We start from the raw sequence: 21,921 nt of genomic DNA, 5'->3' as shown, positions 1-21,921 counted from the left end.
GCTTGCCATCACGTAACACGATAGTGGGCGTCATAGAAGACATTGGTCGTTTCCCTGGTGCTATGCGATTGGCTACCGGTTTGCCATCAATAAATGGACGGAAGGAAAAATCCGTCATGGAGTTATTCAATAGAAAACCACGGACCATCAGGCGTGAACCAAAAGCATTCTCTACGCTGGAGGTCATCGCCACCGCATTGCCATCACCATCAACAATGCTGATATGCGTCGTTGCCGGGAGTTCCAGTGCTTCACCGGAAGCCTGACGTATTTTGTCTATGCCCGGTGGCAAGCCCGGAGCAACCCCTTGCAACGGCTTTCCGGTTTTCAGCAGCCGACTTCGCTCAAGAAGATAGGACTTATCCAACAAACCCTTCGGCACATGAACAAAGTCCTGATCCGCCATATACATTCCACGGTCGGCAAAAGCCAGACGCGTTGCATCGCCAATCAGTTGCCAGCTAATGGGGTTGTCCTTGCCCAGTTCAGGCAGGTTGTAGTGATCCAGCATCCCGAGAATCTGCCCCATGGTCAGTCCACCCGAACTTGGTGGTCCCATACTGCACACCCGATACCTCCGATAGTCCATACAGGCAGGGTCACGTTCCTGAACCTGATAACGGTTCAGGTCACTCATCGTCAGTAAGCCAGGATTATCGGTTACTGAGTTCACCGTTGTGACGATATCGCGACCAATCTCTCCCTGATAGAACGGATCAATCCCGCGATTGGCAATAAGAGACAGAGTATTGGCAAATGGCAGGTTTTTCAGCAGATCGCCTTCCTGCACAGGACGTCCTTCAGGATAAAAGTAGTTTCTCGTGTTTTCATAACGCCCCAGACGGGTCTGATCCATGGCAACCAGCCTGGCCAGTCTTGGCGACACAATAAACCCTTCCCGGGCCAGTTTTATCGCTGGCTTGAACAAGGTTTTCCAAGCCAGTTTTCCATGCTTTTGATGCACTTCATACATCAATTTGAGCAGACCGGGGGTTGCTACCGATCGCCCTCCCACAACCGCATCATAAAACGCCAGGGGTTCTCCTGTTTCATCAAGAAAGTGATCCGGCTTTACCTGCCCCGGCGCAGTCTCACGACCTTCCCAGGTGGATAACTGCCCGGCCTTATTATCAAAATAAACGACTAATCCCGTCCCACCAATACCTGAAGATTGCGGTTCCACCAGATTCAGTACCAGCTGCGTGGTGATGACAGCATCAATAGCAGAACCGCCCTGTTTGAGAATTTCATAACCAGCTCTCGCTGCATAGGGGTTTGCAGTAGCCACCATATAGTCAGAGGCCCTGACCAGTTCCTGTTCCGTATTACCTGTACCCGGCTCGGGCGCGATCTCGCCAATGGCATCAGCAAGAACGAAATGGGCCTGCATCCAGAAAATGCCTGCAACAATCCATGTTATTGGTTTACCCACGCTCCATCCTCTCTTTCATGACTCAGATGTCAACACTGTACGCTGATAGATAGCGAAATAAAAACCGGCCCTATAAGTAGTTAACCAAATGAAATCATATTTTCTGGCCAACTACTTACAATTATCACTTTATGAATATCAGTGCTATTACATTGCAGGCTGGTTGAAGAAGATAAAGGCGAAGCGACAAGCCGAAAACTGAGTTTCGCTCTGGACAGGACTCCCAGCAAATTCCTAACACGCAATTTGCTGGAGAGTAAAAGTTATGAGTGGAGCTGAATATTAAATAACCGGCTCAACCTCGTTTTCCCGCTCAGTCACATACTGGTACAGATTTTGGTATACCTCCCATAAATGAGAACCAAAAAGTGGATCAGACATCTGTTTAAGATCATTATCAACCAGTACCAGATCATCAACACTTAATAAAGACTGCATCGCCGGAATCATATACTGGTTTTCCAGTTCCATATGCTCCCGCTGCAACTCACTGTAGAGCGTGTATTCAGCCAGTAGCAGATTGATCGGGATAACCTGGTCAGAAGCAACGGTATTGAAAGCCTCCACAAGCCTCTGGGTCATTGCCGTAATCTGCCGGTGTTGATTCTCAATCATATCAAACTGAATCCGTTCTTCTTTACTGGCCAACCGGGGACGAAGCCGGGCCATCAACCTGGACTCAAGAGGATGGTGAAATGCATCTGGATAGTTATGCATATAATCCAGCGCTTCAATAATAATGTTCAGCTGAGGATTGTGCTCACTGCCTTCCCGGTAACCAGAGACCTCGTAATCCAGGTAGTCCAGCAAGCGTGCCATATGCTGATGGTCTTTGATGATTCGGTCAATCACTGTCGTCATATAGCATCCCCCTTAGATATTTATTCTAATGATCTTTTTTATAGGCCCAGCCTTTTTCAAGCATTGATATAAGTCAAATTTTTCTATGTTAGCGAGCAGGATGCAATATTTTTCATGAAATTGGCAGACAACACGTTTCAGCAGTGGTTTGCATAGGCTTGCAACAAACTTTCATGACAAGGCACCCTTTTTATGCCCTGCATCAACAAACGGAGTCATGGCGAAAGGTAAGCTATTATAACTGGCTCGGAGGTTATCATGCCGAACCCCCTGTACATGCTTGAATACCTGGCATACGCCGGAGTGTATACCAAGCCTCTCGTTGATGAGAAAGCCATTAAGGAAGAGTATTTAAGGCAGATATACCGTGTGGATTCCAGGGCTAAAATTCTCGATAACAATGGCAAGGTTGTTGGTAAATCCAGTAACCCACGACATTTGCATTGATGAGACTCATCTTTAAACCTCAATCCGGCATAGTATTGCGCAATACTTCACTCACTGCTCTCTTTATCAGCAGGCATAATCAATTTAAAATGCCCCGATGGATGCTTTACTCTGGCTGTCCGGCCAGAGACTCCTGACGCTGGAACTAGGAGGCTGTCCGAGAATAGACTGCCCTACTGCGGTGGCAGCAAATTGGTCTAAAAATTCCGTTTTGTTCGGCAAATAGCCCCACTATTCACCTCACAAAACGAAATTTTTATCCTCAATTTTCTGCCATCCTCGCTACGGGCGCTATTCTCGGACAGCCTCCTAGACTATCCAGGTCAAAGCAGTACAGACCAGAGCAATCATCACTCCAACCGTATTTATCTGCACACCAGCTATTCCGAGGAATCCAATGCCTTACGCTCGAGAACTGAAAAAAGGCCAGATTGTAGACATTGAAGGCCAGTATTATCAGGTTCGTCAGGTTGAGGCGAAAAGCCCATCTGCCCGCGGTGCCCAGACCCTGTATAAGGTTCGTTTCAATTCTGTTCCCGGCGGCCAGAAACTTGAGCAGACACTGACCGGCGATATTCTTCTCACTGACGTGGACCTGCAGAGAAGAGCCGTCACGCTTCTCTATCGTGAAGACAATGAGTGTACGTTTATGGATTCTGAGGATTATTCCCAGTATCTCGTCAATGCCAGCACTATTGAGGACCAGCTTCTCTATATCGCTGACAATATGGAAGGCCTGACCGCCCTGCTGGTTGATGGCCAGCTACTGGCGATTGACCTGCCAGCATCCGTTGCCCTGGAAATCGTTGATACAGCCCCTGGCATAAAAGGGGCCTCGGCTGCGGCAAGAACAAAACCTGCCCGGGTCAGCACTGGCCTGGAAGTTCAGGTTCCAGAGTATCTCAGTAACGGAGAAATCATCAAAGTCAATACAGAAACCGGGAAATTCATGTCCCGCGCCTGATGCCCATTGGTTTCCGGGGATGTTCTCTGGAAACCATATTCGAAATATAAAAAGATATTTTTATTCTCTAAAACAATTAAAACACTCAAAACCATAGATCAAATAGGAATATGATACCTTTGTTCAAGTTATTTTCACTCTTTAGGTGTCTAATGTGATGATATGCATTTAAAACAATATGTTTTAAGCATTTGGTTTTTGATTATCTAAATAGAACTAAAAACATTCTCTTCCTGTCAAAAACCAAAAAATATCTCTTGGAGAAAAAGAACAAACAGACATAAATCAACTCAAGGATTAAAGCCATGAAAATAAAAAATATTGCCCAAAGCATTTTTCGAACGATTTACTTATCTATGGCAATGGGCTTTATATCCTATTCATCTGCTGATCAACCCATGCTGATGGAATCAAATGATAGAGCCCCGTTTTTAAACCAGGTGTCATCCATGAATGATTTTCAGGCACCGGCTTATCAAACAGACCACGAACAAACAGAATTTATTTTCAAGCAGACAATAGAGTTCAATGAAGAACACATTGGCTCATTCATTTATAAAACCATTGACGACCCGGATAAGGTTCGGGACCAGGTTGCCAGCTCAGCCATTCTTTACGGACTGGAGAGCATCGGTCTTGGAGAAAGCGTTAAAGAAAGTATTTACTTTATCAGGCAGAACACCCGTTATTCTTTCAGTGATTGTGGAGAAGTTCAGCTCAGGACCAATCGAATTACTGCGGGCAGCTGCTTACCGGATGGTGGTTCTGTTGAGTTGAATTCCAATTACAATTTCAACTCTGTACGCCTGCAGTTTACCTGGCCCCTGTAAATTTAAAGTAGTGATGTCGCTGTTAATAAGAAATGCTAGAATGCCAGCGGCATCAACCCTAATGGTAATCATCATTGAACATCCGCACACTGTACGCTCAATATTCCCGCCAAATTGAATTACTCGCTCCCTGGCAACTGGCGACACTCGCTACTGCTGTCACTGAGAGAGCCTGGCCCAACTTTGCACTGTTTTCAGAGCTGGCAGAATTTGGCCATGCTGCCGATGTGAGGCACTGTCTGAACATGCTCTGGGACTATACTGCCGGACTTCAATCGTCAAAAAACTTCGAACGTCTGCTTGAACGACTGGATGAAAATACGCCAGCTCCTGAAGATTTTGATATGTTTGGTGTTGAACCGGCGCTGGATTTTTCGGCTGGTCTTAACTGTGCCATCAACTGTGCCATGAAAGCAACCATTGATGAAACGGCCAGTGCATTAACCGTGTCACTCAGTACCATTGGTAAATTCATAAAATACACTGAAGCACAAGAGCTTAGAGGAACCGAACTGGCGCAGTACACTGAAGAGCATGAATTGTTTGAGGTTCAACGTCGGTTTATCAGTGAGTTGATCAGCATGGTCTGTCAGCAAAAGAAACCATCAAAAGAGTTTACCAAAGAACTTCGGCTGCTTTCTGCCAACGATGGTGTCAGTCAACTGGGGATCAGTCTTGATTAAGTCAAGTTGACCGGCATTCGCTGCTTCACAGCCATTACCGGTTGACCCGGATTACTTCACATTAGAAATAATATCCCTGAGCAGGGAGTAGATCTTCTGCTGGGCGTTGGACATGGCCTCAAAGTTTTGATTATACGTCTGCATCGCCCTTTGCAGCTGAACGGTCTGAATCTGACTGTTGCCATTGAGGTTATCCCGGGCATTAATCAGGCTCTTCTTTAACGTGACCCACTCTTCCGGGGTCAGTCGGCCACTGCCACTGGCATCGGGATAGGTAATCCTCAATATATTAGCCAGAAGTTCTTTCTCCTTCTGGGTCATAAACGGCGTGGTACCGCTAAACTCATCATTGACTGACTGGCTGAACGCCAGCTTCCTGCCAAAAAAACCGGATACCTGGTTGCTGGAATCATTGGGATTCGCTTTGCTGATGGCCTGGGTACCCCGGCCATCATACTCCCACTGATGCATACCGCCGGCTTCATACAGGATGTGGCCATCATGATTGTTGACATCCAGGCTGTGGCGGTTGTTCGGGCGAGCAGCATTTGGAGCAGCCTGCGGAACTGGTGCGTACTGATCATAGGAGAATCCGGGTATAGTACTGGAGGCAGACATGGATTTTATGTTAATTTCTCCCTCATCCATATGGTAGTTTATCCATGATCTAAGTTTTGCTGCTGACTGATCCATCACACGTTCAAAGAATTCATCCACAGACTCTCCGGGGACCAATTTATAGCTATAATTTCTGCCATACGAGTTATCTTCCCCATCAGTATCCTCCAGATTCAAGTTAATTGTATAGCCATTGGTCTGCAATTCTTTTTCAAGCCCCTTTATCTGTTCATCGCTAAGATCCTTGTTCGTCAGGTCACTTTTCAATTTTAATAAATAATCATCAGTGAATGCCCTGATACTCCCATAATTCTCAGAGTCATAAAAATCCCGGCTTTCGTTAATAGTGCTGGATGAAACTTGTTTGGTTGTTTTACTGGTCCCCGGTATCACTTCCTGATAACTATAAGCGGGAAAGTGAATGTCGGTTTGGATATACTCTATTTCTATATCGCCTTCCTCTGCATGGACATAGTTTCGGAAATCCGTTTTGGAGCTATTAACGACACGTCCCATAAACTGGGAGAGCGTTTCATTGGCGTAGGGCTCATAATCAAACGTTTTATAATAACGCTCATTAGTATTATCCGCGTCACCTAGTTCCCAGTAAATAGATAGCCCGCCATCCGACTTTATCTTGCCTAGTATGGCGGCCTGTTCCGCTGGAGATTTACTCTGAATAACCCCTTCCCACTTGGAGGATACTCTTTCCCCATGGACGACATCAATGGTGTCGTAATTTTCGTTCTCATCGTAGTGCTCATACATTGGCAGTGTGTTAGCAGGAACATTTACCGTTTGCGTGGCTGTGGTCGGCTGGGATACTGCCACATCAGTTGGGGTCTCAATGGTAGGGGAACCGATGGTCATTGATCCGGCAACATTAACATCACTGATTTTCATTCCCTGATTATCCCGGGTAATGATAATCGAGGTGATATCCGCCATGCCTCCAGAAAAGTCCGATGAGTTGAATGCCTTATCCGGGGCTCCGGCCTTAAAGGTAATCTCAGTGCCATCATTCAGTATATAGGTCATGTCGTTCATCACGGGAATGCCAACTTCCAGTGCATCCACCGTCGCACCGGCAGGCACAGGTATCAGAGTCTGGTTCTGGTAGATTAACTGATTACCGTCACCGTCAAGCAGAGTGAAGGTATTCCCACCCTTACCATCTGGCTGGAAATTCAACCCGTAACCATTATCAAGCACAACATTTTTGCCTTTAACCTGCCATGTGGTGGAGGAATAATGTGTTGATCCATACTCGGCAACATTTGCCTTGCCAATCAACTTATTAATGGTATCTACATACTGATTACTTTTATCAATTTCACCAATAATTCGTCGAACTTCTGAGTCCAGCATTTCTCCACGTTCAAGATAAACAGCAGCAATGAAGTCCTGCTGACTCATATCTGCCGGATTTAGAGTTTTTATGTCATTCGTCGTGGAAACGCCGTTAACGTTATTCATGCTGAACTCATCCCTGAAAAGCAGTTATTTTTTATATGGATCTGTTTACGCCCTATACATATCCGGAGCGCTTTTTAACGGTACTTGCTTTCTTCACTTTACGTTGCGTGAGCAGACGGCTGGCACTATTCAGCTCTTTGCGCTTAGCCGTTGCTTCATTGGCCATATTACTTTTGAACTCATTATGAAAATTGAGCAGTTCTTCCCTGGCTTTCTGCTTTTGGCGAGATGTCCAATAGTCACTATTGATAAAAGCACGTAACTTTTGCCGGTCCATTCCGCCATTTTTCATAAACTCTTCCTGCTTATCCAGCAGTACCTTTGCCTCCCGGACGGCCGCCTTTGATGCCTCCGACGTCAGATAGTTGGTTTTTTGTAATTTGGTGACATCCACCAGCCTGAGTTTGAGCGCCATACCTCCCCCCGGATAACCTTTGACCAGATCATTTTGAAACTCTCTGGATACCTATATCGGTCTGGGGACAAATCTGTGTAGGGTCTATTGAGGATTGCAGCGCCCGGCAATAACGCATCAACTGAGTTGCACTGTGTTTATATGCGATATTGGCGACTCAGCAGAAAATGCCTAAAATACCGGCATAAGAAAGTTGGCGAAAAAAGCACGCAAAAAAGTTGCCAAAAAAAGTCGGCTAAACTTCTGGAGGTTCTATGGATATTGCTGAGTTTGAATCCATCATGTTACAGGTCTTAATCAGCGGGCTGGTTTTATTTATGGCTTTTATCGTTTATGACCTGGCCAAAAAATCCAATGCGGGAAAATGGGGAACATTCGTACTCTTTGGAGCTCTCGGCCTGGGTGTCCTGGGTTTCCTGATCAAAACATTTCTTGTTGAGGTGATTGTTTAGGCCATACGCACAGTTGCAGATGGCCGGATTAGTTACAACTTTATGGCTTATATCCTGGCTATAAATAGCCTAACCAGGACAACCAGACACTACCCAGCCCCAGCCATACCAGCAAATAGAGCGAGCTCATGATCAACCCGACTTTCCACCAGTTGAAAAGAGAGACATAACCAGCACCATAAAGGATTGGTGCCGGTCCATTCCCATAGTGGGTAATAACAGCACAAATATTACTCATATAGGCAAGCATCAGGGCACCTCCCAGAGGGGGAACGCCAGCTCCAAGCATAATCAGCAGAAAACCGGCATACATGGCACTGATCTGTGCTGTTGATGCGGCAAAGAAGTAATGGAAAAAGTAGTACAGTCCACAGACGGTGATCATTGCCACCCAGGCGGGCAAACCGTCAAACAGAACGCCAACCTGATCACTGACATAGTTCACTACGCCATAGGCACTGAGGTAATGAGCCATGGTAATAAATGCCCCGAACCAGATCATGGTGTCCCAGGCTCCCTTATTACCACGGAGATCATCCCAGTTCAGAACACCGCTTGACAGCAGAATGCACACACCCACCATAGCCACCAGCGTCGCTGAAAAGCCCAGCTGCTGACCAAATATCCATAGCACAAGAAGCGACAGGAAAGTACCGGCCATAATCCATTCATCCCTGGTCAGGGAGCCCAGGCGGTGAAGTTCATCCTGTGCCACCTTGACGGCCATGGGGGTTTCTTTCAATTCCGGCGGGATAATGCGATACAGACAAAGTGGCATCAAGATAAGACAGACAATACCGGGTAACAATGCCCCCAAGGCCCACGTCGCCCAGCTCAACTCAATACCCTGATTGCCAGCAAGCTTGACCACCAGCGGATTACCCGCCATGGCAGTCAGAAACATGGTGCTGGTGATGGCATTGGCGTGGAAGACGATCATCAACAGAAAGGCCCCCATCCTGTTGGCAGTGGCTCCCGGCTTACTGTCATAGACAGTGGCGATGGATTGCATAATGGGGTATACCACGGCACCTGCGCGAGCCGTGGTACTGGGCATTGCCGGGGCAAGCAGCATATCCGTCAGGGTCAGTCCATAACCCAGGGTCAGGGTTTTCTTCCCCATGATACGCATGAAGCAGTAGGCAATTCTGAGCCCAAGCCCGGTTTTTATAAACCCGTGAGAGATGAAAAACGCCAGCACCACCAGCCAGGTTACAGGATCACCATAACCCGCCAGTGCCTGTTTGAGGGTCAGGGTTTTGGTCAGCCCCAGGGCTGTCACCCCCATCAAGGTGATTGCCGACATCGGCATGGGAGTAACCATCACCCCCAACAGGGTGCTGATAAAAATAATCAGCATGTGCCATCCCTGCAGATCCAGACCTTCCGGTGCAGGGAGCACCCACAGACTCCCCCCCAATAGCAATGGAGCTAAATAACTGATAACTGATTTCACATCAGTTGCCCGCTGCTGAGGGTGATCACAGCTTGCTGGTGGTGTACTCACACAACCCCCTTTTAAATGGTTAAGGCCATAGTCTAGTCCACAGGTTCTCCTGCATTTATAATTCTGACTTTTCTCATCAGTGATTACCCATGCAGGCTTCTGTTATACGCCCTTCCAAAAAAAGCCGATTATTGCTTTTTAATAAACCTTACGGTGTTTTGACCCAGTTTACGGACCAGGAAGGACGGCAAACCCTGAAGGATTTCATTAACATTCCCGGCATCTATCCAGCGGGCAGGCTGGATCGAGACAGCGAAGGGTTGTTACTGCTGACGGATAATGGCCAGTTGCAAAACCTGATTGCCTCACCTGAGCACAAAATGCCCAAAACATACTGGGTTCAGGTGGAAGGAATCCCGGACTCTCAATCCTTAGACCATCTTCGTACCGGAATAGTTCTGAACGATGGCCCTACTCTCCCGGCCCGGGCAGAAATCATTGACGCTCCTGATGTCTGGGAAAGAGTGCCACCCATACGGGAAAGAAAGTCGATTCCGGATTGCTGGATTCAATTGACTATAAAGGAGGGAAGAAACCGTCAGGTAAGAAGAATGACCGCTGCTATCGGCCATCCAACACTCAGGCTGATTCGCTGCCAGATAGGATCATGGAAAATTGACGACCTGCAGCCGGGTCATTGGCGTGAGCTGGAAATCCCTGCTTCACTGAAAGACAAACTTAATACAAACAGATCCAAACGTGTAAAGTGGAAAACCTCAGGAAAGCCCCGTCACTGGAAGACGTAATTCTTCAGCACTATTTACCGGTCAGCAGAGCGGCATTAGCCATTACCCTGACAGCCATCACTATTTTGTCTCTATTGCCTATAGATAACTTCAGAGGTGTTGACCTGACATTCTGGAAGCTGCCGGTGGCTGCTGACAAAATAGCCCACTGCCTTGCTTTTCTGGTTATTTCCGGCCTGCTTGATGGCTTTTGTTACCAGGACCGTTTCAACCTGAAAAAAGCGGCTATCGCGGCTTTATACGGTATCTGGATTGAAGGCCTGCAATCCCTTACCGACTATCGCTACCCATCGTTCTGGGATATCGTCGCCAACTGCTTTGGCATTTTTATGTACTGGTTATTGATTCCTGCGTTTAAAAGAACGCCTGTTTTAAGGGTTCGCTGGGCGTTTAGGGAAACACGCCCAGGAGATAACAACGGATAATTACCGACCGAATATTTCGTCAAATTACCTGACTTAAGAAGACTCGCAAACGTTCATTTTCCGGTGCCTGAAAAAAAATCTCCGGCTCACTATCCACCAGTAACTCACCGCCGTCCATAAACAGAACCCGGTCAGCCACCTCCCGGGCAAACCCCATTTCATGGGTAACCACCACCATGGTCATCCCCTCTCCAGCCAGCTGTTTCATCACATCCAGCACTTCCCCAACCATTTCCGGGTCAAGGGCACTGGTGGGTTCATCAAACAGCATAATCCGTGGCTGCATGGCCAGTGCCCTGGCGATGGCAACCCGCTGTTGCTGTCCACCCGACAGTTGCGGAGGAAAACTGGCGGCCTTATCCGACAGCCCTACTTTCAGCAGAAGGGCTTTTGCCCGTTCCTCTGCTTCAGTGCGGCTGATGCCACGAACCTTCATGGGTGCCAGACAGATATTGTCCAATACCGACAGGTGGGGGAACAGATTAAACGACTGGAAAACCATCCCCACCTCTTCCCGAAGCTTATTCACATCCCCGGGCGTGGTCAGGGATATGCCATCAATAACAATTTCACCCGCATTAATGGTTTCCAGCTGATTCAGGGTTCGCAGAAATGTCGACTTACCGGAGCCGCTGGGGCCAATGACCACAACGACCTCACCCTCTTGAATATTCTGATGAATATTCTTCAGGGCATGTACCCCGTTGGGATAGATCTTCTCAACCCCGGTAGCCCGGATAATGACCGCTGTGGACAAAGAACCTTCAGTCTCTGACGGCATATCTCACCTCCAAACGACGGACCAGCCAGGAAAGCGTGGCGGTCAGAACCAGGTACATCAAGGCAACACTGAACCACACTTCAAACGGGCTGAATGTCACACTTACCACTTCCCGTCCAGCCTTGGTAAGGTCTGTCAGCGAGATAACGGAAACCAGTGAAGAATCCTTGATCAGGTTGATAAACTGGCCAGCCAGTGGTGGCAACACCCTCTTGAACGCCTGCGGTAGAATGATATAGCGCATGGTCATGCCACGGCTCATCCCCAGACTTCGTCCGGCCTCCATCTGTCCCCGGCTGATAGACTCGATACCGGCCCGGATGATTTCTGCCACATAGGCTCCGGTGAATACTGACAGCGCCACCACACCCGCGGTGAATCGCTCCAGATCCATAACAGTGCCAATAAAGAAGTAGACAATGAAGATTTGCACCAGCAGGGGCGTTCCCCGCACCAGCTCCACATAAACAGTCGCAAGGTGACGCAGTGCCGGATTGGGTGATATGCGTGCCAGACCAGCCAGAGCCCCAAGAACAATGGCAAAAACAATAGACACCAGGGAGAGCCTGATGGTCATCCAGAGTCCATTGGCCATCGGCCCAGGCTGCCAGTGATAGTTGACCGCCAAGAGGTCACCTGCAAAGATCAGATCACCGTCACTGACAGCCATTTCCTGATAACCGACAACAGTCATACGCTCACTGTCGTCAACATCATTGATGAGGATTAGCTCTCCTGTTTCATTACTTTCTATGGTGCCATCAAACTCCGCACGAAGTTCATCGCGGGCCTGATAAACAATGTACTGGGGGACTCGATCCCAGCGCCAGATATAGTCAATCGCCTGACTGGACTTGTAGATACCCAGACCCAACAGCAGCAATATTGCCGCAAAAACCAGATTCCACAGAACCTGGTTTGGCGGCTTTTCCATTTGCAGAGGCTGGCCTTTCACGGGTTTACCCTGCAGCATCAGCCGTTACTTCAGGGTCTTTTGCCATGCGGAACTTTCGAACCACTTGGCATAAATTTTATCGTAAGTACCGTCACCCTGAATCTGGGTCAGGAAGTTATTTAACCAGTTAACAAAGTCCGGGTCCCCCTTGCGAACGCCCCAGGCCAGCGGCTCATAGGTGAAAGGCGTGTCCAGGTGAACCAGTTTGCCCGGATTCTGGCTGGAGTAGACCGCATTAAACGGCAGGTCATAAATAAATGCATCGGCCTTGCCATTCACCACTTCGATGGCACCTTCAGATTCGGTTTCGAACAATCTCAGCTTGGCCTTGCTCAGGTAGCGCCTGGCGGCCAGATCGCCGGTGGTGCCCAGCTTGGAAACCACCGTATATTTTGGATTATTCAGATCTTTGTAAGACTTGATTTCATCTTTCAGTCCATTACGCAGTAATACACTCTGGCCAATGACAATATAGGGGTTGGCAAAGTTAATCTGCAGGTTACGCTGGGAAGTCAGGGTCATACCGGACATGATAATGTCAAACTTATCCGTCACCAGTGCCGGAATAATGCCATCCCATGCGGTATTGACAATTTCCAGCTCTACGCCCATGGACTTGGCCATCTGGCGGGCAACGTCCACATCAAAACCAACGATCTTACCCTGCTTGTTAGTCATTTCAAATGGCATATAGCCTGCATCCAGACCAACACGAAGCACCTTGCGCTCCACGATCTTGTTCAGCGTGGACTCTTCCCATATCTGGTTATAAGAGGCAAAAAGTGATGAACTGAACGCCAGCAGAAATGCCAGCATGGCGGTAATTTTTTTCATTATAACTCCTGTCCGCTACCAGATATCCTGTATCACTGGTGCCAGAACTTTTTTTATCATTATGTACGGCGAATCCCTGACCGCTTTAACCTCGTAGTTATCTGGTTATACGAGGAGAACATTCTGCATTGTACATATACTGTCGTTTTTTACCAATAATACCGACCCAACCTGTCGACATCCCCAACCCCCTATCGCCAGACCTGCTGTAAATACCCATGCAGCCTCCTTTTTGCCTGATCATGAAAACAGAGAGAGGGTGGATTAGATAAGGCTGGCTGCTGATTGCGCTGTATACCGATAAAAAGATCCTGCCCTTCCTTTATCATTTGGGAGAACTCGGCAGATGACTTCGCAGCAATGGCGTCAGCATCCAGAATAATGGACGGAGGCTGACCATTTCTGAGCAGCTCGCGATTGATCAGGTAAATAATGGTTCTGCCATTTCCGTCGAGAAAATAGTGCAAAAGCATTAATCGCTTTGCCAACCGGGCAGTGGATAAGCGAACGTCTTCCGGAGTCGGGGTTCTATGCAGCGCCTTTCTATGGTCAACCAACACGTTTATCAATACATTTTTCTTGCGAACATTACCTTTGTCAGGCTCATCACAATAGGCTCTGACCGTAACTTTGCCCGGTTTCTCATGATTTGGCGCATGGTAGCCACAAATATGAAAAATTGCGTGATTGTCAGGAGAGAGTTTATCCATACCCCGGTATTTTTGATCGCAGCTCTGCACGAACAACATCATTTCCTGGTAACCCGACGGCGTGAATTTTTCTTTGGGAATATCAAATACATGTGATGCAGAAAAGTCATACGTTGGAGATATAGGATCGCCGTACCAGGACTTGACATCTTTCGTCAGACGTTGATGAATCTGATTCAATATCAACAGATTCACAGGTTCAAGATCGCCACGACGGGACTGCTCCAACAAACTGGCAAAGGCCTGGCAAAGATTATGAACCGTATTGGCATCATAATTTTGGGCATCAATCCCCAGATAATAGTCGTCCTTCGAACCAAACAGCATTGAAAAATAGCATACTGGAAATCCCCGGGTAAGCCGATTTCTGTCCATTGCAACCTGTAATTCCGGAAGGGATTTTCTATGGCTGATGATTCCATCAACTATTGCGTCATAACAACCATCCGGATATTTTCTATAAGCCTTAAGAAGATGATCAGCTGTCGTTTTCCTGGAACTATCCAGCCCGGAAAAAGTGGCTCTTATCAGCTGGAAAAAAACAGTCTTCACCTCAGTGTCTTTTAATACATCACCTGCCAGCTCAAAATCGCTGTCTGTAGCAGATTCTCCTTTTGCCACAAGAGCATCGATCAAAATCCCTGACACAACAGGAAAAAATCTGATAAATCGAGGGGTAAAACTTTTGTCACAGTCAGGATTTGCTGGCTGCACAAATTGCCTGCAAAACTCAATGTCATGTTTCAGGAATGCCTGCAAAGCAGACTGAACCCTGGTTTTCACTTCTATCTTTTGTGCAGAGACTGGTTGAGTAACAGTAGCGATAGCTGAAAACCGCTCAGCCAAACGTCGCATCCTGCCATCTTCCTGCAAATTTGAGCCAGAATCAGCGCCTGAAAGGTCATCATGTTCACAGGGGGTAACATAGTAAGAGCCCATCCTGCCACCCGCACGTTCTTGTTGATAAGAGTGGTAAGTCTGAACAATGCAAGAGTCAGGCAAGCCTGAAATTTTATTGCTATCCATATAACACCAGCAGCTCTTTCCAGTGTTGATATTTAAAAACCCGAAAAGTTCAAACTAAACCAAAGATATTCAGGGGATAATGGACGAAGACGTGGCTGAAAAATTAATGGCTTAAAAAAGTACTGCCGACATCGCCGGCAGACTTGAGCAGTACGTGTTACACAACAGTCATCAGGCAGCTAAAGCACCCATGGCGTACTGGCTGCGAAGCTCCTGAATACGGTGCATATAGTTGTTGTATTCAGGTGATCCGTGATGTGCATAGTGCATGTTCTTGAACAGGCCGGTCAGCTTGATAAAGTAATCACGCACCTCTTCTTTATCGCTGAAGTTGTACTGCTGACGAATCAGGCTCACCACCAGATCAAAGTTTTCCTGCTGACGATGGATTGGACAGGAAGCGTCCACATCGTCAAAAGCGTCCTGCTGCAGATAGACCATGTCCAGCATGTAAGACTTCTGGAAAGTCACGTAGTCTTCCAGGGTAATACCCTCTTCACCGGTTACCTGCATCATCTGGTTGATGCTGTCACCGCGTACCAGCAGTTCCTGCATCTCCCGGACGTTGCTGACCCACTCTGGCGACAGGTTTTTTGAGTACCAGTCTTCCAGCTGATCCAGATAACGGGACCAGGAGATCAGAGGATCAATCGCCGGGTAGAAACGTTTGTAAGCACGATCATAAGACAGCCCAAGGAATGCCTTTACGGTACTCAGGGTGGCTTGGGTAACAGGCTCTTCAAAGTTACCACCGGCAGGTGATACAGAGCCAATCATGGTCAGGGAACCTTCGTCGCCGTCTTCGTTGCGAACCACACCACAACGCTCGTAAACCCCCTTGATGGCAGAGTCCATATAGGCCGGGAAGCCTTCTTCACCGGGAATTTCTTCCAGACGGTTAGAGGTTTCACGCATGGCCTGGGCCCAGCGGGAAGTAGAGTCCGCCAGGGCCAGCACGTTGTAACCCATCTGGCGATAGTACTCACCCAGTGTCAGACCGGTATAGATAGAGGCTTCACGGGCAGCCACCGGCATGGACGACGTATTACAGATAATAACCGTACGGTCGATCAGGGCACCACCGGTCTTGGGATCCTGCAGGTGCGGGAACTCTTCGATGGTTTCAACCACCTCACCGGCCCGCTCACCGCAGGCAGTGACAATAACGATATCCGCGTCGCAGTAGCGGGAGAAACCGTGCTGCAATACTGTCTTGCCGGAACCGAAAGGTCCGGGGATACAGCCGGTGCCACCACGGGCAATCGGGAAGAAGGTATCAACGATGCGAGTGGTGGTGATCAGCGGCTGGTCAGGGTAAAGACGCTCGGTCTTGCCTTTTGCGGCCAGCGTTTCAGCGATTGACTTACGCACCGGCCAGCGCTGGTACATGGTCAGAGGAATTTCTTCACCCTTGTGGTTTTTCACCCGGGCCACGACGGTGTCAACAGAGAAGTTACCTTCCTGAATCCAGACCACTTCCACTTCACCCACGGTATCAAACGGAATCATGATTTTGTGGGTAAAGCGACCTTCCGGGACGGTACCAAAGGTTTCACCGGCACGGAGTTTATCGCCGATTTTAGCCACGGCAGTGAATGCCCAGTTATGGGTACGATCCAGGGACTCAACCTGAACACCCCGCTGCAGGAAGCGGCCATGCAGATTCGCCAGACGCTCCAGCGGGTTCTGCAGACCGTCGTAGATCATGCTGAGAATACCAGGGCCCAGATCCACAGACAGCATGTGCCCGGTCTGAATAATCAGGTCACCGACAGCAACACCACGGGTTTCCTCAAACACCTGAATATCCGCCGTGTTACCACGAACACGGAGAATCTCGGCCATCAGCTGCTCTTCCACCGCTTCATTGGCGCGACGGCTTGGCAGTACGTAGACCACCTCGTTCTTAACCAGCGGCTTTTTCGCACCATCTTTGCCACTGATGCTTTCGATGGTGATGATATCACCCATCACCGCTACCACCCGGGCAGAGGTCTGTTGCATCAGATCTGTTTTTGTCTGTTCAGTCATGTGTATAACCGTTGTCGTTTAATCCGGGGAACCCGGCAATTGGTGGGCAAATTCCCCTAATGCCTGCTGGGTCAGCTCATTAAACCGAACCACTGCCTGTTCACCATTGTAGGAGGTCCAGCGTGCCACCAGGTTCCAGCGCAGCAGATAGATCACCACGGCTTCAAAGTCGAAACGGTGTCTGGCACCAAGCTCGTTCAGCTTGTTCCACACCGCCTCCATCACTGTTTTTTCCAGCGTCAGGTAGTCTTTTTTACTCAGGCATTCAACCGCCACGGGAATCCAGGGGAATGCATGCTGCAAACCGAGGGTCGGATGATTCCAGTTGTGGCGGATGTAGGCGTAGCGGCTACCGTAACTCCATTTCGCAGACGTCGGTGCCTGAATACCATTGGCCTTTCGTCGCAAGGCAGCAGCGATGGTTCGCATATCCAGACGCCAGTTCACCAGCTCTTTCAGATCAGGACTGTCCAACTCCTGCAACAGGCGCTCTGCCAGATTGATCAAATACGCTTCTTTGATCTCTTCGCCCAGATGGCTCCAGTGCACCAGCTGTTCCACCTTAACCAGGGTTTCACGATCTGCCGTGGACAGCATGGCCAGACGACGGTCCAGCTGAATGCGGGAGATAGGCGTAATCTTGCTGTTAAACAGTGAGTCAATATGCGGCAGCGATGTCAGCAGGGTATAGTAGGCATTTTCAGCCATTGTATTCTCCTCGGAAGCAGCCCAGAAACAGGGTCCGATGATGGGGCCTATGTCCGTTCACCCTGAGCACAGTCGAAGGGTGCCTGGCACGATCTATCGCATGGGCCTGGTGTTCATGCCCTTCAACAGACTCAGGAAGATCAGGGTTCGAGGGCCCACAATCACGAAACTTATTCAGGAACTACTCCTTAACATGAGCGTGAGGCAGACATTGATCTGCCATCACGAACTGACACCGGCAATTATTTAATAATGCCTTCAAGCAGGGCACGAAAACGTGGCTGCAGGTGCTTCAGCAGAACCGCAGCAACGGCTTCATCGGTCAGCTCTACCTGGATATCCTTGTCTTTCAGGCGAAACGCAATGCCACTCTGGCCAGCACCACCAACGGTGAACGTGACGCCATCCTGTAGCATGTCACTGGCACGCTTCATGGCGAACTCCAGCAGACCACCGGCCTTGAGCAGCTCAGGTTTGTCACGCAGTTCATCCACACCAATGACTTTTCTGGGCAGGATCACTTCGATGTTGTTTTCGCCGCGCAGATTGTTCTGGCCAGCCACTTCCAGAATCATCCCTTCCAGCAGCTTGTCGCCTTCCATGGAGTGGCTGACCACTGCACGGATCTGGTCAGAGAATTTTTCCAGCAGATAGTCTTTCAGCTCAAGAACGGCATTTCGCTCAGCCAGCTGCAGCGCTTCTTTGCCTGCCCTGGTAATAAAATCCGCTTCCTCACGGGCCTTGCCAACAATGGCACTGGCGCGTTTTTCGGCATCCGCGATCAGCTCGGCGGCTTTGGCTTCAGCGTCAGAAATAATCTTGCCCGCTTCCTGGCGACCACTGTCGACGCCCTGGTTACGCAGCTTTTCGATCAGTTCCTGAACACCGACGGAAACGGTTTTCCCGGTTTGTTTTTCAGGAGTTGCAGTACTCATTATCTAATCCTGTATTTGCTTATGGGCCAGTATTTTTTTGAACCACAAAGACACAAAGGCACAGAGAAATACTTTTTGTCTTTGTGTCTTAGTGACTGTGTGGTTCCAACATTCACCCCATCATCAGGCGGCGATGCCCTGACCCATAACCAGTGCGAATACGAAAGCAAATACCGCAAAGCCTTCTACGATCGCCGCAGGCGCAATCGAAAGACCAAACACTTCCGGCTTGTTCTTGGAAGCATTAATGGCCGCTGCAACCGCCTGTCCCTGGTAGACGGCAGAGTACATAAGGGCAATACCGGTCAGCAGACCAATACCAAACAGACCAGGAGCGCTGGCCAGAGTGACGCCGATGCCACTCAGGGTAAACATGATGACAATGCCGTAGATAACCTGGGAAGATGGCATGGCCGAGAGACCGACGAACTTACCGTAGCCGCTCTCTACATCCAGCATCGCACCACAGGCAGACTGTCCGGCGACAGAACAGCCGATTGCCGAACCCACTGCACCCAGAGCAACCGGCGCGAAAACACCTACCCAACCCAGTGCGATAATCAGTGCATCCATTGTTAATCCTCTTTACTAAAAGTTGTTTGCTGGTTAAAGGTCGTTCTTTGGTTAAAGACTTTAAATGGGTAGCCTTCGTCAGACAGTCCCCAGTTGACAAATTCAATGACGTTAAGACGCATGCCGTGAACCACACCGCTCATGATGCACAGGGCAAAATTCAGCAGGTGACCCAGCAGCAGAATGATTCCCGCAAACAGCACTCCGGTGACGGGGCTGGAATTAAGAACGTCCATGGCCAGAGAGTTAAACGTCATGGCCAGAGATGCACCGGACAGGCCGAGGGCAAACAGGCGCATGTAACTGAGCACATCACCAAAAGCACTGGTAATGTTGTAGACGGCTTTCAGGCCATCCAGCATTCTCAGAATAAGGTCCTTGAAGGATGTCACTTCACGGCTGCTGGAGAACAGGAAGACCAGCAGGGCACCGACAATCATCAGCCCCGGGCCAATGGTGGATTGAAACGCCGCTGGCAGCGTACCGGTCATCCCCAGCCACAGTGTCAGACCACCGCCCATCAACCCCGCCCAGCCCAGTGGTGCCAGGGCATAACTTGAGCCACGATTGACAATCGCCGTCATGACATTGGCAACGATCAGGTGTGCAACACCGATCACCACCGACAATTTCATCATGGCGTTGTAATCGTTGAGGTCGATAAAGGCCAGGCGGCCAAATAAGCTGCCGCTGTCGGGTGCTGCACCGAAGTAACTGCCGATAAAGACACCCCAGACAATACCCACACCGGACATAAAGTACGCCAGATTCATCAGACGACGACCGGTTTCACTCTGCCGGAGCTTGCCCCTGAGCAGGAAAATGATCAGTCCGAAAATCAGACAGTACATGGCATCGCTCATGATCATCGCAAAGAACAGCGAGAATGAGTAAAACACCACATTACCCGGATCCCAGGCGCGGTAGTTGGGTGTCTGGAAGAAACCAAGGGCATCCGCACCACCACCGGTTCCTGCCGGTTTGTCCAGTAACGTCGGAGGATTGTCGTCTACTTTCGGGTCCTCGAATATTGCCGCAACACCGTGAGCAGCCGTGAAGGCTTCAACATTGGCCTGCTCAGCCACCGGTACCCAGCCCTGCACCAGGAAGAAGCTGTCTTCATCCATAGTGCCACTGGTGGCCTGCTGCAGATCAGCGCTGTCCAGACGGGCGGCAAGCACCTGATCCAGAAGGTAGTGCCAGCGGGTCAGCGCTTCCCGCTCAGCCAGCAGATCCTCGATGGCATCCTCTGCTTCATCCAGCATCTCTTCCAGGCGGGAAAGTGGAATCTTACCCACATGAGAACGATGCACAGGCAGCAGAAAGTCTTCGGGCTCCTTGTCAGAAACCACGATAACGTAACTGTCTTTCTGGCTCTGATGAATCAGCTCCCAGGGCAGCTCGCACTGCTTAAGGGAATCCCTCAGCGCGGGCAGTTCGCCATTGGGCAGAACATAGAACCAGAGCCGTTGACCATTCAGATCAGACAGGGCAGGAAAAGCAAACTCGCCCCAGGGGCGCACTTCCCGTATCCGTTCCTGCAGCTTGTCGCGAATATCGGACTGCTCACGGAATTTGGACTTGTTGTCCAGAATCTTATGAACAATGTCGTCTACCCGGGCAGCATCCTTGTGTTCACGAACATTGCGAACCTGCCGTCTCTGCTTTGGGCTGCGCTCCAGCCACGCTTTCGCTTCACTGGCTTCCGCCGGCTGCACCTGAACCTCAACTGGTTTATCGGTTAATGGAATCAAATGCAGACAGCCCAGGGATTGCAGCTCTTTCAGGATGCCGCTCTTCTCCTGGCTGGGCCCGTAAAGGGTGATCTTTTTCAGTCGTTTAATAGCCATAATCAATGCTTTCGCAGGTTATACCACCCGGATATCAGCCCACCTGCGAATGACCTCCTTTGGCTTCCTGGGCCAGAACCTTGCCCTTGGAGAGCTTGGCGTTCATGACGCTGGCCCGGTCCTGGTCAGACATATAGATCTGGATTTTCTGGATGTTCTTTCTGGTCTGGGGAATCAGCACCTTGGAGAACAGGTTAACCCGCTGGGAGGTGGTACGTGTCGCCTTGTCCAGCTCCCTGTGGCGCAGCTGACGAACCTGGAGTTCTATTCTCAGGCGAATCATCTGCTGCAGAAGCTCAACCAGGTAATCAACCCAGTGGGGTTTGGCCAGATCACTGTAGGGTGTCAGCGCAATTTCAATGTGCTCGACCAGAGGAACCGATGTACCGACAATATTTTCCTGGGTCAGGCGCACATCCGTTACCTTCACCAGGTTATCCACCGGAACATCTTGTCTTGCCAGCATCGGCAGCTGCTGTCTGACCAGCTGCTCCACCTCCGCCAGATGTTCCCGTGTCTGTGCCAGCGCCTCTTCGGCCTTTTTACGTTCCATCATCAGCTGCTGACGCTTGAGTTCAAGCGCCGGCAGATAACGGTTGTACGTCTTTAAACTGCGCTTCTCTTTGTTTAATGAACTTTTGTTGAGAGCTACCTTGGCCATG

General features: G+C 49.3%; 22 protein-coding genes. 7 read left to right on the top strand and 15 right to left on the bottom strand.

Translation table 11 applies throughout. The annotated features are described in order from the left end of the window. Together ggt and ACO6UY_RS18875 are read right to left on the bottom strand one after the other, a co-directional pair. Positions 1-1,432: gamma-glutamyltransferase (gene ggt, locus ACO6UY_RS18880; protein WP_422461631.1), on the bottom strand; the 1,432-nt coding region annotated here is incomplete at its 3' end. Positions 1,433-1,714: 282 nt separating this feature from the next. Then, positions 1,715-2,293, bottom strand: a complete 579-nt coding sequence (locus ACO6UY_RS18875) for a hemerythrin domain-containing protein (RefSeq protein WP_422450319.1) — start codon at positions 2,291-2,293, stop codon at positions 1,715-1,717. Positions 2,294-2,551: 258 nt separating this feature from the next. Between ACO6UY_RS18875 and ACO6UY_RS18870 the strand changes: the two genes are divergently transcribed. The 4 genes from ACO6UY_RS18870 to ACO6UY_RS18855 all read left to right on the top strand — a co-directional run bounded on the left by ACO6UY_RS18870 (position 2,552) and on the right by ACO6UY_RS18855 (position 5,217). After that, positions 2,552-2,740, top strand: a complete 189-nt coding sequence (locus ACO6UY_RS18870) for a hypothetical protein (protein ID WP_422490874.1) — start codon at positions 2,552-2,554, stop codon at positions 2,738-2,740. Positions 2,741-3,137: 397 nt separating this feature from the next. Then, positions 3,138-3,704 (top strand): elongation factor P-like protein YeiP, encoded by a 567-nt coding sequence (yeiP, locus tag ACO6UY_RS18865; RefSeq protein ID WP_422450317.1) that lies wholly within the window; start codon positions 3,138-3,140, stop codon positions 3,702-3,704. A gap of 449 nt (positions 3,705-4,153) precedes the next feature. Next, positions 4,154-4,534 carry a hypothetical protein gene (locus ACO6UY_RS18860; RefSeq protein WP_422450316.1) on the top strand — a complete coding sequence of 127 codons (381 nt, stop codon included), beginning with the start codon at positions 4,154-4,156 and terminating at the stop codon, positions 4,532-4,534. A gap of 74 nt (positions 4,535-4,608) precedes the next feature. Then, positions 4,609-5,217 carry a DUF416 family protein gene (locus tag ACO6UY_RS18855; protein WP_422466671.1) on the top strand — a complete coding sequence of 203 codons (609 nt, stop codon included), beginning with the start codon at positions 4,609-4,611 and terminating at the stop codon, positions 5,215-5,217. 51 nt (positions 5,218-5,268) lie between these two features. Here the strand turns inward: ACO6UY_RS18855 and ACO6UY_RS18850 are convergent, their stop codons facing one another. Then, a complete protein-coding gene (locus ACO6UY_RS18850; protein ID WP_422461626.1) occupies positions 5,269-7,311 on the bottom strand; it encodes a hypothetical protein in 2,043 nt (680 codons plus the stop codon). Between the two features lie 52 nt (positions 7,312-7,363). Then, positions 7,364-7,726 carry a hypothetical protein gene (locus ACO6UY_RS18845; RefSeq protein ID WP_422461624.1) on the bottom strand — a complete coding sequence of 121 codons (363 nt, stop codon included), beginning with the start codon at positions 7,724-7,726 and terminating at the stop codon, positions 7,364-7,366. A gap of 254 nt (positions 7,727-7,980) precedes the next feature. On the opposite strand from ACO6UY_RS18845, the gene ACO6UY_RS18840 reads away from it, so the two are divergent. Beyond that, positions 7,981-8,178 carry a DUF2788 domain-containing protein gene (locus ACO6UY_RS18840; protein WP_101748002.1) on the top strand — a complete coding sequence of 66 codons (198 nt, stop codon included), beginning with the start codon at positions 7,981-7,983 and terminating at the stop codon, positions 8,176-8,178. A 58-nt stretch (positions 8,179-8,236) separates the two neighbouring features. Here ACO6UY_RS18840 and ACO6UY_RS18835 read toward each other — a convergent pair whose 3' ends face one another. Next, the gene (locus tag ACO6UY_RS18835) at positions 8,237-9,685 is read right to left on the bottom strand and encodes a DASS family sodium-coupled anion symporter (RefSeq protein ID WP_422466669.1); all 1,449 of its coding nucleotides are present in this window, start codon (positions 9,683-9,685) and stop codon (positions 8,237-8,239) included. A gap of 89 nt (positions 9,686-9,774) precedes the next feature. On the opposite strand from ACO6UY_RS18835, the gene ACO6UY_RS18830 reads away from it, so the two are divergent. Both ACO6UY_RS18830 and ACO6UY_RS18825 read left to right on the top strand, forming a co-directional pair. Then, a complete protein-coding gene (locus ACO6UY_RS18830) occupies positions 9,775-10,431 on the top strand; it encodes a pseudouridine synthase (RefSeq protein ID WP_422450311.1) in 657 nt (218 codons plus the stop codon). Continuing rightward, positions 10,392-10,856, top strand: coding sequence for a VanZ family protein (locus tag ACO6UY_RS18825; protein ID WP_422461620.1), 465 nt, complete (start codon positions 10,392-10,394; stop codon positions 10,854-10,856). Before ACO6UY_RS18830 ends, ACO6UY_RS18825 begins: the two co-directional genes overlap by 40 nt. A gap of 19 nt (positions 10,857-10,875) precedes the next feature. Here ACO6UY_RS18825 and ACO6UY_RS18820 read toward each other — a convergent pair whose 3' ends face one another. The 10 genes from ACO6UY_RS18820 to ACO6UY_RS18775 form a co-directional block, all read right to left on the bottom strand. Beyond that, positions 10,876-11,598 carry an amino acid ABC transporter ATP-binding protein gene (locus ACO6UY_RS18820; RefSeq protein ID WP_422461633.1) on the bottom strand — a complete coding sequence of 241 codons (723 nt, stop codon included), beginning with the start codon at positions 11,596-11,598 and terminating at the stop codon, positions 10,876-10,878. A gap of 22 nt (positions 11,599-11,620) precedes the next feature. Next, entirely contained in the window at positions 11,621-12,610 is a 990-nt protein-coding gene (locus tag ACO6UY_RS18815; protein WP_422461618.1) for an amino acid ABC transporter permease, read from the bottom strand. Positions 12,611-12,616: 6 nt separating this feature from the next. Then, positions 12,617-13,426 carry a transporter substrate-binding domain-containing protein gene (locus ACO6UY_RS18810; RefSeq protein ID WP_422461617.1) on the bottom strand — a complete coding sequence of 270 codons (810 nt, stop codon included), beginning with the start codon at positions 13,424-13,426 and terminating at the stop codon, positions 12,617-12,619. Between the two features lie 191 nt (positions 13,427-13,617). Continuing rightward, positions 13,618-15,162, bottom strand: coding sequence for a hypothetical protein (locus tag ACO6UY_RS18805; protein ID WP_422461615.1), 1,545 nt, complete (start codon positions 15,160-15,162; stop codon positions 13,618-13,620). A gap of 171 nt (positions 15,163-15,333) precedes the next feature. Next, positions 15,334-17,193 carry a V-type ATP synthase subunit A gene (locus ACO6UY_RS18800; RefSeq protein ID WP_422466666.1) on the bottom strand — a complete coding sequence of 620 codons (1,860 nt, stop codon included), beginning with the start codon at positions 17,191-17,193 and terminating at the stop codon, positions 15,334-15,336. An 18-nt stretch (positions 17,194-17,211) separates the two neighbouring features. Then, the gene (locus tag ACO6UY_RS18795; protein ID WP_101747255.1) at positions 17,212-17,901 is read right to left on the bottom strand and encodes a DUF2764 family protein; all 690 of its coding nucleotides are present in this window, start codon (positions 17,899-17,901) and stop codon (positions 17,212-17,214) included. Positions 17,902-18,143: 242 nt separating this feature from the next. Then, a complete protein-coding gene (locus ACO6UY_RS18790; protein ID WP_422490873.1) occupies positions 18,144-18,836 on the bottom strand; it encodes a hypothetical protein in 693 nt (230 codons plus the stop codon). 123 nt (positions 18,837-18,959) lie between these two features. Continuing rightward, positions 18,960-19,409 carry an ATP synthase subunit C gene (locus ACO6UY_RS18785; RefSeq protein ID WP_101747258.1) on the bottom strand — a complete coding sequence of 150 codons (450 nt, stop codon included), beginning with the start codon at positions 19,407-19,409 and terminating at the stop codon, positions 18,960-18,962. Between the two features lie 2 nt (positions 19,410-19,411). Further along, a complete protein-coding gene (locus tag ACO6UY_RS18780) occupies positions 19,412-21,259 on the bottom strand; it encodes a V-type ATP synthase subunit I (RefSeq protein WP_422450306.1) in 1,848 nt (615 codons plus the stop codon). A 34-nt stretch (positions 21,260-21,293) separates the two neighbouring features. Further along, positions 21,294-21,920, bottom strand: coding sequence for a V-type ATP synthase subunit D (locus ACO6UY_RS18775; RefSeq protein WP_163369725.1), 627 nt, complete (start codon positions 21,918-21,920; stop codon positions 21,294-21,296). Position 21,921: the final 1 nt, after the last annotated feature.

The sequence above is a fragment of the Endozoicomonas sp. ALE010 genome, assembly GCF_049310165.1.
In the GTDB taxonomy this organism is placed as follows: domain Bacteria; phylum Pseudomonadota; class Gammaproteobacteria; order Pseudomonadales; family Endozoicomonadaceae; genus Endozoicomonas.
The sequence above is the reverse complement of the archived record's forward strand: the minus strand, read 5'-3'. Positions and strand labels throughout refer to the sequence as shown.

What these genes read in the sequence shown, in the direction of transcription:
- ACO6UY_RS18875 (WP_422450319.1), bottom strand. Translation starts at nt 2,293, where the DNA reads ATGACGACAGTGATTGACCGAATCATCAAAGACCATCAGCATATGGCA.
- ACO6UY_RS18870 (WP_422490874.1), top strand. Translation starts at nt 2,552, where the DNA reads ATGCCGAACCCCCTGTACATGCTTGAATACCTGGCATACGCCGGAGTG.
- yeiP (WP_422450317.1), top strand. Translation starts at nt 3,138, where the DNA reads ATGCCTTACGCTCGAGAACTGAAAAAAGGCCAGATTGTAGACATTGAA.
- ACO6UY_RS18860 (WP_422450316.1), top strand. Translation starts at nt 4,154, where the DNA reads ATGAATGATTTTCAGGCACCGGCTTATCAAACAGACCACGAACAAACA.
- ACO6UY_RS18850 (WP_422461626.1), bottom strand. Translation starts at nt 7,311, where the DNA reads ATGAATAACGTTAACGGCGTTTCCACGACGAATGACATAAAAACTCTA.
- ACO6UY_RS18845 (WP_422461624.1), bottom strand. Translation starts at nt 7,726, where the DNA reads ATGGCGCTCAAACTCAGGCTGGTGGATGTCACCAAATTACAAAAAACC.
- ACO6UY_RS18840 (WP_101748002.1), top strand. Translation starts at nt 7,981, where the DNA reads ATGGATATTGCTGAGTTTGAATCCATCATGTTACAGGTCTTAATCAGC.
- ACO6UY_RS18830 (WP_422450311.1), top strand. Translation starts at nt 9,775, where the DNA reads ATGCAGGCTTCTGTTATACGCCCTTCCAAAAAAAGCCGATTATTGCTT.
- ACO6UY_RS18815 (WP_422461618.1), bottom strand. Translation starts at nt 12,610, where the DNA reads ATGCTGCAGGGTAAACCCGTGAAAGGCCAGCCTCTGCAAATGGAAAAG.
- ACO6UY_RS18810 (WP_422461617.1), bottom strand. Translation starts at nt 13,426, where the DNA reads ATGAAAAAAATTACCGCCATGCTGGCATTTCTGCTGGCGTTCAGTTCA.
- ACO6UY_RS18805 (WP_422461615.1), bottom strand. Translation starts at nt 15,162, where the DNA reads ATGGATAGCAATAAAATTTCAGGCTTGCCTGACTCTTGCATTGTTCAG.
- ACO6UY_RS18800 (WP_422466666.1), bottom strand. Translation starts at nt 17,193, where the DNA reads ATGACTGAACAGACAAAAACAGATCTGATGCAACAGACCTCTGCCCGG.
- ACO6UY_RS18795 (WP_101747255.1), bottom strand. Translation starts at nt 17,901, where the DNA reads ATGGCTGAAAATGCCTACTATACCCTGCTGACATCGCTGCCGCATATT.
- ACO6UY_RS18790 (WP_422490873.1), bottom strand. Translation starts at nt 18,836, where the DNA reads ATGAGTACTGCAACTCCTGAAAAACAAACCGGGAAAACCGTTTCCGTC.
- ACO6UY_RS18785 (WP_101747258.1), bottom strand. Translation starts at nt 19,409, where the DNA reads ATGGATGCACTGATTATCGCACTGGGTTGGGTAGGTGTTTTCGCGCCG.
- ACO6UY_RS18780 (WP_422450306.1), bottom strand. Translation starts at nt 21,259, where the DNA reads ATGGCTATTAAACGACTGAAAAAGATCACCCTTTACGGGCCCAGCCAG.
- ACO6UY_RS18775 (WP_163369725.1), bottom strand. Translation starts at nt 21,920, where the DNA reads ATGGCCAAGGTAGCTCTCAACAAAAGTTCATTAAACAAAGAGAAGCGC.